This is a genomic window from Mesorhizobium sp. WSM4806, assembly GCF_055811635.1.
The window spans coordinates 347,091-360,482 of sequence record NZ_JBVVQZ010000002.1 but is presented as its reverse complement, the minus strand read 5'-3'; the positions used below and the strand labels follow the sequence as shown (position 1 = coordinate 360,482).

Here is a 13,392-nt window from a genome sequence, read left to right as displayed (position 1 = left end):
AACCATGACGCCGGACCTTCTCTCCAGCCTGTCGCTGTCGACACCAGAGCTGATCCTCGCCGTCGGCGCCCTGGCGCTGCTGATGCTCGGCGCCTATTCGCGCGCCAACACCACCACCACGGTGAGCGGCCTTGCCGTCGCCGTCCTGGTGGTTGCCGGCGTCTGGACGATCTTTTCCACCGGGCAGGGCAGCGCTTACGGCGAAGCCTTCGTCCAGGATCCCTTCGCCCGCTTCATGAAGGTGCTGGCGCTGATCGGGTCGGCGGTGACGCTGGTCATGTCGATGCGCTTCGCCAAGGCGGAGCATTTCGACAAGTTCGAATATCCGGTGCTGATCCTGCTGTGCACGCTCGGCATGATGCTGATGATCTCGGCCAACGGCATGATCGGGCTTTATCTCGGCCTCGAACTGCAGTCGCTGGCAATCTACGTGCTGGCGGCGATCAACCGGGACAATCTGCGCTCGACCGAGGCGGGACTCAAGTACTTCGTACTTGGGGCGCTGTCGTCGGGCATGCTGCTTTACGGCATCAGCCTCGTCTACGGCTACACCGGCAACACCGGCTTCCAGGAGATCGCCGCAGCACTTGGCGGCGGCGAGCGGCAGCTTGGCCTAGTCTTTGGCCTGGTCTTCGTGCTGGCCGGCCTGGCCTTCAAGATATCGGCGGTGCCGTTCCACATGTGGACGCCCGACGTCTATGAAGGCGCGCCGACGCCGGTGACGGCCTTCCTCGCGGCGGCGCCGAAGATGGCGGCAATGGCGCTGATCGTGCGCGTCACCATGGACGCCTTCCAGCCGATCGCCGCCGACTGGCAGCAGATCATCGTCTTCATCTCGATCGCCTCGATGCTGCTCGGCGCCTTTGCGGCTATCGGCCAGACCAACATCAAGCGGCTGATGGCCTATTCCTCGATCGGCCATATGGGCTACGCCCTGGTCGGCCTCGCCGCCAACAGCCAGGCCGGCGTTCGCGGCGTCGCCATCTACATGCTGATCTATCTGGTGATGACGCTCGGCACCTTCGCCTTCATCCTCGCCATGCGGCGCAAGGAAGGCAATGTCGAACAGATCGGCGATCTCGCCGGGCTGTCATCGACCAATCCGATCATGGCGACGATCCTGACCATCCTGATGTTCTCGCTGGCCGGCATTCCGCCGCTCGCCGGCTTCTGGGGGAAATGGTACGTGTTCCTTGCCGCCATCAACGCCAACCTCTACGCGCTGGCGATCATCGGCGTGCTGGCCTCGGTGGTGGGCGCCTATTATTATCTGCGCATCATCAAGATCATGTGGTTCGACGAACCGGTCGGCGGCTTCGTGCCGATGGCGACCGAGCTTCGCGTCGTGCTTGGCGTCTGCGGCGCCTTCGTGCTGTTCTACGTGCTGATCGGCGGGCCGATCGGCACCTATGCCGAAGCCGCCGCCAAGACATTCTTCTGACGGGATGGCATTTCGGCTGGCTCCAACAGCGGCCTCGGAAGGGTTCCGGCTCGAGGCTCATGACACCGTCGGTTCCACCAATGCGCTGGCGCTCGACCATGCGCGGGCGGGAGATCCGGGCAAGCTCTGGGTCGTTTCGAAAAAACAGGAAAGCGGGCGTGGCCGCCGCGGCCGGGTCTGGGCGACGCCCGAGGGCAATCTGGCGGCGACGCTGCTGGTGGTCACCAATGCCGAGCTTCGCCTGGCCGCGACGCTCGGCTTCGTCGCCGGGCTGGCGCTGGCCGATGCGCTCGAGGCCGTCGTGCCGAAGGGCAGGATCGCAATCGGCCTCGACGGCGGCAGCGATGGAAAAAACCGCTTCGAGCTGAAATGGCCGAACGATGTGCTTGCCTCCGGCGCCAAGCTTGCCGGCATCCTGCTGGAATCGGCGATACTCGAAGGCGATCGCTTTGCGGTGGCGGTCGGCATCGGTGTCAATGTGGTGGCATACCCCAAGGATTTGCCTTATCCCGCGACATCGCTTAGCGCGCTGGGCGCTGCTTGCGATGCCGAGACATTGTTTCTGGCGCTGTCGGATGCCTGGAGCGAGAATGCGCGGCTGTGGAACGATGGGCGCGGGCTGGCCGCCGTCAGGCGGCGCTGGCTGGCGCGCGCGGCAGGGCTTGGCGGGCAGGTTGCTGTCAGAATTGACGGTAATGTGGTGCGCGGCACGTTCGAGACCATTGACGAGGACTGCCGTTTCGTGATCCGCGACGATGAGGGTTCGGTTCTGACGATCGCTGCCGGCGACGTGCATTTCGGTGCGGTCGCGTCGGCCCAGGTTTGACAGGCCCCCCAGGTTTGGCAGGCCAAGGTTTTGACAGGCCAAGTTTTTTACGGGCTCAGGTTTGACTGGCCCCAGATTTTGACGGGCTTGGGTTGACCGGCCAGGAAAGGAATGATCATGGCGACAGCGGAAAACGCCGAACTCGTCTTCGTGCCGCTTGGCGGCGTCGGCGAGATCGGCATGAACTTCGCCCTCTATGGCTACGGGCCAGCCAATGCGCGTGAATGGATCGTCGTCGATGTCGGCGTGACCTTTCCCGATGCCAGCCTGCCTGGCGTCGACCTGGTGCTGCCCGACACGCGCTTCATCGAGGAGAACGTCGCCAATCTGCGCGGCATCGTCATCACGCACGCGCATGAGGACCACTACGGCGCGCTGCTCGACACATGGCCGAAGCTCAAGGCGCCGGTCTGGATGACGCTGTTCGGCGCTGGATTGCTGGAAGCCAAGCGGCAGGGCGAGCAGGGCGCACCAAAGATCCCGGTGACGATCTACCGCGCCGGTGAAAAGTTCAGCGTCGGCCCGTTCGAGATCGAGGCCATCCCGGTCGCGCATTCGATTCCCGAGCCGATGTCGCTGGCGATCACCTCGCCGGCCGGCACCGTCATCCACACCGGTGATTGGAAGATCGATCCGGCGCCGACGATCGGTCCGCTGACCGACGAGGCGCGCTTTCGCGCCTATGGCGACAACGGCGTGCTGGCGTTGATCTGCGATTCCACCAATGCCCTGCGGGAAGGGGTGTCGCCGTCGGAAGTCGCGGTTGGCGAAGGCCTCAAGGGCGTCATCCAGAGCGCCAAGGGCCGCGTTGCGGTCACCACCTTCTCCTCCAATGTCGGACGCATCGTCTCCATTGCCAAGGCGGCACGCGATGCCGGCCGGCAGTGCCTGGTGCTCGGCCGCTCGCTGAAGCGGGTCATCGATGTTGCCGGCGAACTCGGCTATATGGATGGGCTGCCCGAATTCATCGCCGAGGAGGACTTTGGCTTCATCCCGCGCGAAAACCTCGTCATCATCTGCACCGGCAGCCAGGGCGAGCCGCTTGCGGCGCTGGCGAAACTGTCGCGCGAGGAGATGAAATCGGTGTCGCTGACGGCAGGCGATACGGTGGTGTTTTCCTCGCGCACCATTCCCGGCAACGAGAAGGGAATCCTCGAGATCAAGAACCGTCTGATCGATCTCGGTATCAAGATCATCGAGGACGGTGATGCGCTGGTGCATGTCTCGGGCCATCCGCGCCGCAGCGAGTTGCGCAAGATGTATGAATGGGTGCGCCCGCAGATTGGCGTTCCCGTGCATGGCGAGGCGGCGCATCTGGTGGCGCAGGGATCGCTGATGTCGGTGTCCGGCATCGGCCAGGTGGCGCAGGTGCGCAACGGCGACATGCTGCGGCTCTATCCCGGTGCGGCGGCGATCATCGACCAGGTGCCGTTCGGCCGCATCTACAAGGACGGCAGGCTGATCGGCACCGACCAGGCGATGGGCATTCGCGACCGGCGCAAGCTGTCTTTCGCCGGCCATGTCGCGGTCAATGTCGTGCTCGACGACAAATATGAGCTCGCCGGCGATCCCGATCTGGTCGCCATCGGCGTCGCCGAGGCCGATGGCCGCGGCGAGAGCTTGGAAGACCTGATGATCGATGCGGCAATCGGCGCCGTGGACTCCATCCCCCGTCAGCGCCGAAGAGATCTCGACCTCGTGCAGGAGGCAGTGCGCCGCGCCGTCCGTGGCGCCGCCAATGAAGCCTGGGGCAAGAAGCCGCTGGTGACGGTGTTCGTCACAAGGTAAGGGAATAGGGGAGTAGGGCAGTACGGCAGTAGGGGAGAAAGTCGTTTTTCCCTACTGCCATACTGCCCTATTGCCTTACTGCCCTGAGGACGTAGTCAATGCTTGGACGCCTGAACCATGTCGCGCTTGCCGTGCCGGATCTGGCTGCGGCGACGGCGGCTTATCGCGACACGCTCGGCGCTCGGGTGACCGCGCCGCAGGCGCTGCCGGAGCATGGCGTGACGGTGGTGTTCGTCGATGTCGGCAATACCAAGATCGAATTGCTCGAGCCGCTTGGTGAGGGTTCGCCGATCGCGGCATTCCTCGAGAAGAACCCCTCGGGCGGCATGCATCATCTGTGCTATGAGGTCGACGACATTCTTGCCGCGCGTGATCACCTCATCGCCAGCGGCGCCCGCGTCCTCGGCGACGGCAACCCGAAGACCGGCGCGCACGGCAAGCCGGTGCTGTTCCTGCATCCCAAGGATTTCTTCGGCACGCTGGTCGAACTGGAGCAAGCATGAGCTGGGTTTCATTTCTCGCCCTGTTCTTCATCACGTGGTGGGTGGTGCTGTTCGCCATCCTGCCGTTCAGTCTTAGGACGCAGGACGAGGATGAGGACGTGACGCTGGGCACGGTTTCCAGCGCGCCGCGCGGACCGCATATGCTGCGTGCGGTGCTGCGGACGACGATCGTCACGCTGGTTCTGCTTGGCATCTTTTATGGCATTACGCGGGGGCTCGGCCTCGGCATCGACGACATCCCGCACATCGTGCCGGATTTCAGCCGGAGTCCCGAAAACTAGACCGCCGGGTACGGCTGGCCACATCTTGCATGCGAGCACCAATCCGGGCCGGAAGGCCGATGCAGGTTTCGAACCGGCTGTGCTGACGCAAGGTAAAGCGGTTTAGCAATTTGTCGTGTAACCAAATGATTGCACAAAAAAAATGCAAGGCACGAGGCCTTGCAATTTAAACGCGTCCGATCTGTTTCCGGTATCCGGCGGCAGCGAGTAACCGCGCCTAGATCGCATCCTCCCAAGACTTTGACCGCGTAGGAGAGCAGATTTCTTTCCGCCCTCTCGTTTATCGGCGCACATTAGACCAAGCCGGGTGAAAATGTCACGCAGAATTTTGCCCGGAAATAAGCAATCTCGTGCTGCACTGCACAATAGTATGGCAGGCGTTGCTTGCGAAAGGACCAGCAAGGCGAACCCGGCACTGCGGCGCCTTTGCGACGCCCCAGTGGCCGCCCAGTTGGCTGCCAGTTGGCTTGGGGGAGGCGGGTTTCCATTCCGTCATGAAATGGCTATGAAGCCGGGGCAAGCAAGCCTGCGCTGCGCCGATTCCGGTGCGGCAATCCTCTCTCTCACGGACCGGTCCATGCGTTTGTCGCGCTATTTCCTGCCTATCCTTAAAGAAAATCCGCGCGAGGCCGAAATCGTCTCGCACCGGCTGATGCTGCGCGCCGGCATGATCCGCCAGCAGGGGCAAGGCAGTTTTTCCTGGCTGCCGCTCGGCAAGAGGGTGCTGGACAAGGTCTGCCGGATCGTTCGCGAGGAGCAGGACCGGGCCGGCGCGCTTGAGATCCTGATGCCGACTATCCAGTCGGCCGAGCTGTGGCGCGAAAGCGGCCGCTATGACGACTATGGCAAGGAGATGCTGCGCATCAAGGACCGGCAGGATCGGGACATGCTCTATGGGCCGACCAACGAGGAGGTGGTCACCGAGATTTTCCGCGCCTATGTTAAGTCCTACAAGGATCTGCCGCTCAATCTCTATCACATCCAGTGGAAATTCCGCGACGAGGTGCGGCCGCGCTTCGGCGTCATGCGCAGCAGAGAGTTCCTGATGAAGGACGCCTATTCCTTCGATCTCGACTTCGAAAGCGCCAGGGCGGCCTATAACAGGATGTTCGTGTCCTATCTCAGGACGTTCACGCGCATGGGGCTGCAGGCAATCCCGATGCGTGCCGACACCGGGCCGATCGGCGGCGACCTCAGCCACGAATTCATCATCCTGGCCGACACCGGCGAGAGCCAGGTCTATTGCCATCGCGACTATCTCGCACTTGATGTGCCGGGGGCGGACACGGACTTCTCCAACGATGCCGAGATCGGCGACATCGTCAAGAAATGGACGACGCCCTATGCGGCGACCGACGAGATGCACGACGAGGCGGCGTGGGAGAAAGTCGCGACAAGCGACCGGGTCTCGGCGCGCGGCATCGAGGTCGGCCACATCTTCCATTTCGGCGACAAATATTCGAAGCCGATGGGCGCCAAGGTGACCGGGCCCGACGGCAAGGATCATTTTGCCTCCGGAGGTTCCTACGGCATCGGCCCGACGCGGCTGGTCGCGGCGATCATCGAGGCCAGCCACGACGACAACGGCATCATCTGGCCGGAGGCGGTGGCGCCTTTCGACATCGGCCTGATCAATATGAAAGCCGGCGACGCCGACTGCGACCGCGTCTGCGATGAACTCCATGCGGCGTTTGTCGCCGTCGACAAGGACGTGCTCTACGACGACACCGACCAGCGACCGGGCGGCAAGTTCGCCACAGCCGACCTGATCGGACTGCCGTGGCAGGTGATCGTCGGGCCGCGCGGCGTGGCCGCCGGCGAGGTCGAGATCAAGAACCGCAGGAACGGCGAGCGTGAGACGCTGCCGGTCGCGGACGTGAAGAAACGCTTCGGTCTTGCCGGATGAGCGGAGCGGCAGCAGCTAAACCCATGGCCGCCGGAGCTTTTTCCGTGTTCGAACGCATGGTCGCGTGGCGCTATCTGCGCTCGCGCCGCAAGGAGACGGTGATCTCCGTCATTGCGTCGATCTCGTTCCTCGGCATCATGCTGGGCGTCGCCACGCTGATCGTGGTGATGGCTGTCATGAACGGCTTTCGCGCCGAGCTTCTGACGCGCATCCTCGGCGTCAACGGCCATCTGATCGTGCAGCCGCTCGACATGCCGCTGGAGGACTATGCGCAGATCGCCGGCCGCATCAACGGCGTGCCCGGCGTCCAATACGCCATTCCGCTGATCGACGGGCAGGTGCTGGCGCAAGGCAATGTCGGCGGCGGGTCGGGGGCGCTGGTGCGCGGCATACGCGGCGAGGACCTGGGCAAGATTTCAATCGTCGCCAACAATATCAAGCAGGGCTCGATCGCCGGCTTCGACACAGGCGAGGGCGTCGCCATCGGCAGCCGCATGGCCGACAATCTCGGTCTTGTGCTCGGCGACACCATCACGCTTATCGCGCCCGACGGCGATGTGACGCCGCTCGGCACGACACCGCGCATGAAGGGTTACCCGATCACGGCGATCTTCGAGGTCGGCATGTCGGAATATGACAGCTCCATCGTCTACATGCCGTTTTCGGAAGCGCAGCTCTATTTCAACATGGATGGCCGGGCCCAGGCGATCGAGATCTATGTCGACAATCCCGACAATGTCGACGCGCTGAAGCCGAAGGTCGAGGAGGCATCGCAGCGGCCGATAACCATGGTCGACTGGCGAGAACGAAACCGGACATTCTTCGATGCGCTGCAAGTGGAGCGCAACGTCATGTTCATGATCCTGACGCTGATCGTGCTGGTTGCCGCGCTCAACATCATTTCGGGGCTGATCATGCTGGTCAAGGACAAGGGCCACGATATCGCCATCCTACGCACCATGGGCGCCACGCGCGGCGCGATCCTGCGCATCTTCCTGATGACGGGGGCGGCGATCGGCGTGGTGGGCACCCTCGCCGGCGTCCTGCTCGGCGTCGTCATCTGCCTGAACGTCGAGCGCATTCGCCAGTTCTTCTCCTGGCTGGCCGGCGAAAGGCTGTTCAATCCCGAGCTCTATTTCCTGAGCCAGTTGCCTGCCCGCATGGACGCCAGCGAGACGATCTCGGTGGTGCTGATGGCGCTGGTGCTGTCGTTCCTGGCGACGCTGTTTCCGGCATGGCGCGCGGCCAGGCTCGATCCGGTCGAAGCGCTGAGGTACGAATGATGGCCGATGCCATTATCGAGCTGAAGAGCGTCGAGCGGCATTATGTCCAGGGGCCGCGCAAGCTGACCATCCTCAACGGCGCCGATTTTTCGTTGAAGCGCGGTGAGATCGTGGCGCTGGTGGCGCCTTCGGGCACCGGCAAATCGACGCTGTTGCACACCGCCGGACTGCTGGAGCGGCCGGACGCCGGCGATGTCATTCTGGCCGGCCGCGCCTGCGGGCGGCTTTCCGACGACGAGCGAACGGCGATCCGCCGCAACGATGTCGGCTTCGTCTATCAGTTCCATCACCTGCTGCCCGAGTTCACCGCGCTGGAAAACATCATGATGCCGCAACTGATAAAAGGGCTGACGCGCAAGGAGGCTGCCGAGCGGTCGGCGCAACTGCTCGACTACATGCAGATCGGCAAACGCGCGCAGCACCGGCCGTCCGAACTGTCCGGCGGCGAGCAACAGCGCGTCGCCATTGCGCGCGCCGTCGCCAATGCGCCGCTGGTGCTGCTGGCCGACGAGCCGACCGGCAACCTCGACCCGGTCACCGCCTCCTATGTGTTCGAGGCACTGGGGGCGCTGGTCCGGCAGTCGGGCCTGGCGGCGCTGATCGCCACCCACAATCACGAGCTTGCCTCGCGCATGGACCGTCGCGTCACGCTGGCGGACGGCAAGGTTGTTCCGCTTTAGGTGTGCTGTCTGGCTGCATCTCCCCACGCGCAGCCAGCGCGGAAACAGTGAAATCCGTTCTCAACCTTTCCTTAACCGTGCCGAACTGAGCGCCCGAATTTCGCGACACGCTCTGACTGAGGCCGTTGACATTCGAACAAAATCAGAACAAAATGCGAACATACTGAAAACAGGAGAGCGTTATGACCGGTCTTGTTCAGGATGTCGTGTCACTGGTGTGCATGAGCACGTTTCTCATTTCCATGGCGATCTGGATCGGAGCGATGTGAGGCAGCGCGCCCGTTCTTCACGGGGTGAGGGGCTGCGTCGGAGCTCTGCGGTACAGCGCCGCTTTGTCAGCCGGCCTTGCGGGCCGTTTCGACAAGCAGAGCTGCGGCGGGTCCGAAGACATCCTCGAAGGCGGATTTCAGCGCGAGGTCGAGATCGGCCATCGTTATGGGAAGGCCGAGATCGACGAGGCTGGTGACACCGTGGTCCTGCACGCCGCACGGCACTATGCCGCTGAAGTGGGCGAGATCCGGCTCGACATTGATGGCGATACCGTGAAAGCTCACCCAGCGCCTCAGCCTGATGCCGATGGCGGCGATCTTGTCCTCGGCGAGCGATCCGTCGGGCAGGGCGGGGCGATCCGGCCGCACCACCCAGACGCCGACACGGTTCTCGCGCCGTTCGCCGCGCACGTTGAAAGCGGCCAGCGTGCCGATGATCCATTGTTCAAGTGCCGCCACGAAGGCGCGGACATCCTCGCGCCGCCGCTTCAGGTCGAGCATCACATAAGCGACCCGCTGGCCCGGCCCATGATAGGTATATTCGCCGCCGCGTCCCGCCGCGAACACCGGAAAACGTTCGGGCTCGATCAGGTCCTCGATGCGGGCGCTGGTGCCGGCGGTGTAGAGCGGCGGGTGCTCGACCAGCCAGACCATCTCGCCGGCGGCGCCGCCTCGGATCGCTTCGGCACGCGCCTCCATCACGGCAAGCGCATCCGGATAGGCGGTGAGGCCGGGTTCGATCCGCCATTCGACCGGCGCCGAACCGGGCAGGGGCAGGAACGACGTGGCGATCTGGCTGCGTTCTGTCATGGTGTGTCTCGTGTCGCCTCACATATGGCGGCAATCGGCTGAAACGTCCAGTTGCGAGCGCGTTTCAGCTCTTTGGAGGGTTATGCCGAAGCCCGGGCAATTATTGCGCGACGCGCCCTTGTTTCGCTGGAAACGATTTGCTACACGCCGCGAGCCGGTTCGTTCCGGCTCCTACCACGTGCGGTCGTGGCGGAATTGGTAGACGCGCAGCGTTGAGGTCGCTGTGGGGCAACCCGTGGAAGTTCGAGTCTTCTCGACCGCACCAGCTTTATCCAATAAGCTGTTATTTTTATTGTGCGTTTTTTGTTTCCCTGCAGTCCTTCCAAGACTGTTTGTGCAAACTGAACACTGCGCGAACCCGTTGCTGTTTGGATGCGGAATGCCGCGCCCTGACCGCGTGGTTTGACCCGCCATCATATGCCAGCTGCTTCAAAGACCGAACCGTGCCGCGAAGCGGACACGTGGGAATGCTCGGCGAAAAATGCGCTTTCCACGCAAGCGGCTGTATATTGATGTGATTGCGCGGCAAAATAGCCCGCTAGTGCATTATCTCAAGGCTTGTTTGCGGACGCGACTTTCCAGCCGCATGAGCAAATAGTCGACCTCTTGTCTGGCCGCCGCCGACAATGCACTGCCCGGCTTGCGCTGGGCGTCCGACGCGATGGCGCCGCGCTTCATCATCACATATTTGCGTACCGCAAGTCCCACGCCGGGTTGCTGCTCATAGCGCAGATAGGGCAGGTGGGCGTCGAAAAGATCGTGCGCCTTGTCGCGCTCGCCGGCGGCGGACAGTTTCACCATGTCGACCAGCATGTCGGGGAAGGCATAGCCGGTCATCGCGCCGTCGGCACCGCGCTCCATGTCGAAATCGAGAAAGAGGCCGCCATTACCGGTGAGGATGGACAGCGGCCGCAGCGAGCCGTCCTTCTGGAAACCGCGCAGCGCGCTGATCTTCTCCAGGCCCGGCCAGTCCTCGTGCTTGAGCATGAAGCAGGCCGGGTTGTCGGTGACGATGCGGCGGATGACGGCCGGCGTCATGACGACCGAGAGGGTCAGCGGATAATCCTGCAGGACGAAAGGAACATCTTCGCCGACCGCTTCGGATGCGTTGCGGAAATAGGTGACGATCTGGTCGTCGGTGCGCAGCGCCGGCGGCGGCGCGATCATCACCCCCTGCGCGCCAACCTCCATCGAGGCGCGCGCAAGGCTGCGCATGGCGGCGAAGCCCGGGGCGGAGACGCCGACGATGACCGGCAGCCTGGTGCGCGCCACGACACGTTTGACGATCTCGAGCGATTCGCCGGCATCGAGCTTCGGGGCCTCACCCATGATGCCGAGGATTGTCATGCCATCGACGCCGCAGCGCTCGTAGAAATCGACCATCGAATCAAGTGATTCCCAGTCGATCTTTCCATCCGCCTCGAACGGCGTCGGGGCAATGGTGTAGACAGCTTTGGTGTCAGGGCCGATGGCCATGAGATCCTCCTAAGTTCAGGACCGACGGTCCGATCCAACCCGGCAGTCGGTCCGGACGGGCCGGTCCCGGCCGTCGTTCCATTTTGTGCGGACAACCGGTTAGCCTCTCTGGGTAATGGCTGCACGGGATTGCGCCGCGGGTCGAAACCCGCGGAAAAGGGAAGGTCTTGTGCCGTCGGACAATGCAGTCATGCACTTTGAGCCGTCAACCTTCTTCGGCCGCGAGTTCAGCAGTTGCAGGCGGCGATCCGTGCGGCGATTGACGTCAAGGGCTATCGATCCTGGGAATGGCTTTGCCAAAGTGAAAATGCGGCTTTAACCTTCCGCAACACATTCAAGTCGACAACCCCGGTTTGATACTCGATCTGCTGGGAAAGCCGCACTGAACGGAGCCATCTTTATGAGTGACAGCCAGGTGAGGATTGCTGGACGAGACACCATTCGAAGCCTGCATGCCGAGCTGCCAGTCAACGCCACCTTCCATATCTGGCTCAAGGCGACCAAGCCGGACGTTCCGGGCTCGCTGTCGTTTTCCAACGTCCGTGGCAAGTTCGGCGAGGTGAGCGTCACGAACGCCGAAGAGCATGAATTCAGAATTTTCCACGTCTTCGGCGGTGGCAGTGTCGAACTGGATTACGACACGGATCGAACCTCGGTATCGGTTGCCTACTGGTTCGCACTGGCCGACGTGCTGGAGACAGGCATTACAGTTCTCCACACCAATCCGGGAAATGCCCCGCCGAACATCCCTGACAGCTATCATTTTCGTCCGCCGTTCGGCTGGATGAACGATCCGAACGGATTTGGCCGGTTTGGAGGCCGCCCACATCTGTTCTATCAGCATTATTCGCATGGGCTTCGGTGGAACACGATGCATTGGGGGCACGCCGTCTCTTCGGATTATTTGCGGTGGCGTCACATGCCAATCTTCCTGTTTCCGTCGGAAGATCTCACCGCCAGGCCCGACAAGCGGGGCGGTGCCTATTCCGGCTCGGCCATCCCGCTTGCCGATGGCCCGGGCATTCGCGTCTTTTTCACCGAGCAGGTACAGGACCGTATCCCGGAACAGCAGATCCAACTCACTGCCACTTCCAGCGACCTCATCATGGCGGGAGATGCGTACGTCATTCTGCCATACCGCCCGCTTGACGAAGGATTGACAGCGGATTTTCGGGACCCATACGTCTTCAAGGGACCGGATGGCCTTTGGAAAATGCTGCTGGGCAGCCAGAGCGATGAAGGCGGCGTTGTCCTGCTCTACGAAACCCGTGACCACACGGCCGCCACCGGATGGACGTATATCGGCAAGCTTCTGGTCGAGAAACACTATCGGACGACGGCGATCGAATGTCCCTGTCTGCTGCCGCTCGACGGGCCCGCGACCGATCCTGCGACGCGCTGGGTTCTGATCCTCGGGCTGATGAACAGTGAGGAACAGTCGACCCGGCGCAAGAACCTGACAATGGCCATTGTCGGCTGGTTCGATGGTCGGACCTTTGCCAAGGAATTCGAACAGGAACTGGACTTCGGGACGGATAATTACGCCTTCCAGGCCTTCGTCGACGGTGATGCCATTGTCGGCATAGGCTGGCTTGCCAACTGGGCCGACACCGGGCCGGCGATCGATTTTCCTACAGCCATGACGTTGCCTCGCAATATCCATCTGTCTGCAGGCGAGTTGCATACCCCGCCCATCGGCGCTGCCGAGAGCCTGCGGAGCCATATTCTGGACCGGACACGCCTCGCAGCCGGCGAGCAGGTAAGCTTTATCAACGGCGCTGTCGAAATCCTGTTCGAGCTGGAAAAACCGGGTGCCCATTTCCACTTGAAGCTGCAACATCCAACCGTCCGCCTCGAGGTTGTCGTCGACGACGAGGGACTTGCCATTCGTCATGGAGACGACGCAGCGGCGACCCCTCACTATATTGCCAAGGGAGCCCGTCCAAAACGGCTGCGGATATTCCTCGACTACGGATCGATCGAGGTTTTTGCGGATCGCGGTCGTTGGGCTGGCACGAAACGGATCAGCGGGTTTGAGCCGGTGCAATCGGCACGTCTCATCGCCGAAACGGGCGCCATTCTACACGCGACGGTATGGGCCCTCAAACCGTGACAACGAGATAAATATT

At 62.5% G+C, this 13,392-nt stretch carries 11 protein-coding genes and 1 tRNA gene; 10 read left to right on the top strand and 2 right to left on the bottom strand.

The features are described 5' to 3' along the window. The first annotated feature begins 4 nt into the window (after positions 1-4). The 8 genes from nuoN (at position 5) to AC0L2M_RS04305 (ending at position 8,708) form a co-directional block, all read left to right on the top strand. Positions 5-1,441, top strand: a complete 1,437-nt coding sequence (nuoN, locus tag AC0L2M_RS04340; RefSeq protein WP_473534123.1) for an NADH-quinone oxidoreductase subunit NuoN — start codon at positions 5-7, stop codon at positions 1,439-1,441. Positions 1,442-1,445: 4 nt separating this feature from the next. After that, the gene (locus tag AC0L2M_RS04335) at positions 1,446-2,267 is read left to right on the top strand and encodes a biotin--[acetyl-CoA-carboxylase] ligase (protein WP_473534122.1); all 822 of its coding nucleotides are present in this window, start codon (positions 1,446-1,448) and stop codon (positions 2,265-2,267) included. Between the two features lie 117 nt (positions 2,268-2,384). Beyond that, positions 2,385-4,055: a ribonuclease J gene (locus AC0L2M_RS04330; RefSeq protein WP_473534121.1), complete on the top strand. Its 1,671-nt coding sequence runs from the start codon at positions 2,385-2,387 to the stop codon at positions 4,053-4,055. Between the two features lie 98 nt (positions 4,056-4,153). After that, a complete protein-coding gene (gene mce / locus AC0L2M_RS04325; RefSeq protein WP_077383436.1) occupies positions 4,154-4,558 on the top strand; it encodes a methylmalonyl-CoA epimerase in 405 nt (134 codons plus the stop codon). Beyond that, positions 4,555-4,839: a DUF1467 family protein gene (locus AC0L2M_RS04320; protein WP_287219188.1), complete on the top strand. Its 285-nt coding sequence runs from the start codon at positions 4,555-4,557 to the stop codon at positions 4,837-4,839. Before mce ends, AC0L2M_RS04320 begins: the two co-directional genes overlap by 4 nt. Before the next feature lie 577 nt (positions 4,840-5,416). Next, a complete protein-coding gene (gene proS / locus AC0L2M_RS04315) occupies positions 5,417-6,745 on the top strand; it encodes a proline--tRNA ligase (RefSeq protein WP_287219189.1) in 1,329 nt (442 codons plus the stop codon). Further along, on the top strand, positions 6,742-8,028 hold the full coding sequence (locus AC0L2M_RS04310) for a lipoprotein-releasing ABC transporter permease subunit (RefSeq protein WP_473534120.1): 1,287 nt from the start codon (positions 6,742-6,744) through the stop codon (positions 8,026-8,028). The genes proS and AC0L2M_RS04310 overlap by 4 nt, the downstream gene beginning before the upstream one ends. Then, a complete protein-coding gene (locus AC0L2M_RS04305; protein WP_036269595.1) occupies positions 8,028-8,708 on the top strand; it encodes an ABC transporter ATP-binding protein in 681 nt (226 codons plus the stop codon). The genes AC0L2M_RS04310 and AC0L2M_RS04305 overlap by 1 nt, the downstream gene beginning before the upstream one ends. A 335-nt stretch (positions 8,709-9,043) precedes the next feature. Here the strand turns inward: AC0L2M_RS04305 and lipB are convergent, their stop codons facing one another. Then, on the bottom strand, positions 9,044-9,787 hold the full coding sequence (lipB, locus tag AC0L2M_RS04300) for a lipoyl(octanoyl) transferase LipB (protein ID WP_473534119.1): 744 nt from the start codon (positions 9,785-9,787) through the stop codon (positions 9,044-9,046). A 180-nt stretch (positions 9,788-9,967) separates the two neighbouring features. On the opposite strand from lipB, the gene AC0L2M_RS04295 reads away from it, so the two are divergent. Continuing rightward, a tRNA-Leu gene (locus tag AC0L2M_RS04295) sits at positions 9,968-10,052 on the top strand. Between the two features lie 281 nt (positions 10,053-10,333). Here AC0L2M_RS04295 and AC0L2M_RS04290 read toward each other — a convergent pair. Further along, positions 10,334-11,263: a dihydrodipicolinate synthase family protein gene (locus AC0L2M_RS04290; RefSeq protein WP_473534118.1), complete on the bottom strand. Its 930-nt coding sequence runs from the start codon at positions 11,261-11,263 to the stop codon at positions 10,334-10,336. Positions 11,264-11,663: 400 nt separating this feature from the next. Here AC0L2M_RS04290 and AC0L2M_RS04285 point away from each other — a divergent pair, with 400 nt between their 5' ends. Beyond that, positions 11,664-13,376 carry a GH32 C-terminal domain-containing protein gene (locus AC0L2M_RS04285; RefSeq protein WP_473534117.1) on the top strand — a complete coding sequence of 571 codons (1,713 nt, stop codon included), beginning with the start codon at positions 11,664-11,666 and terminating at the stop codon, positions 13,374-13,376. Positions 13,377-13,392: the final 16 nt, after the last annotated feature.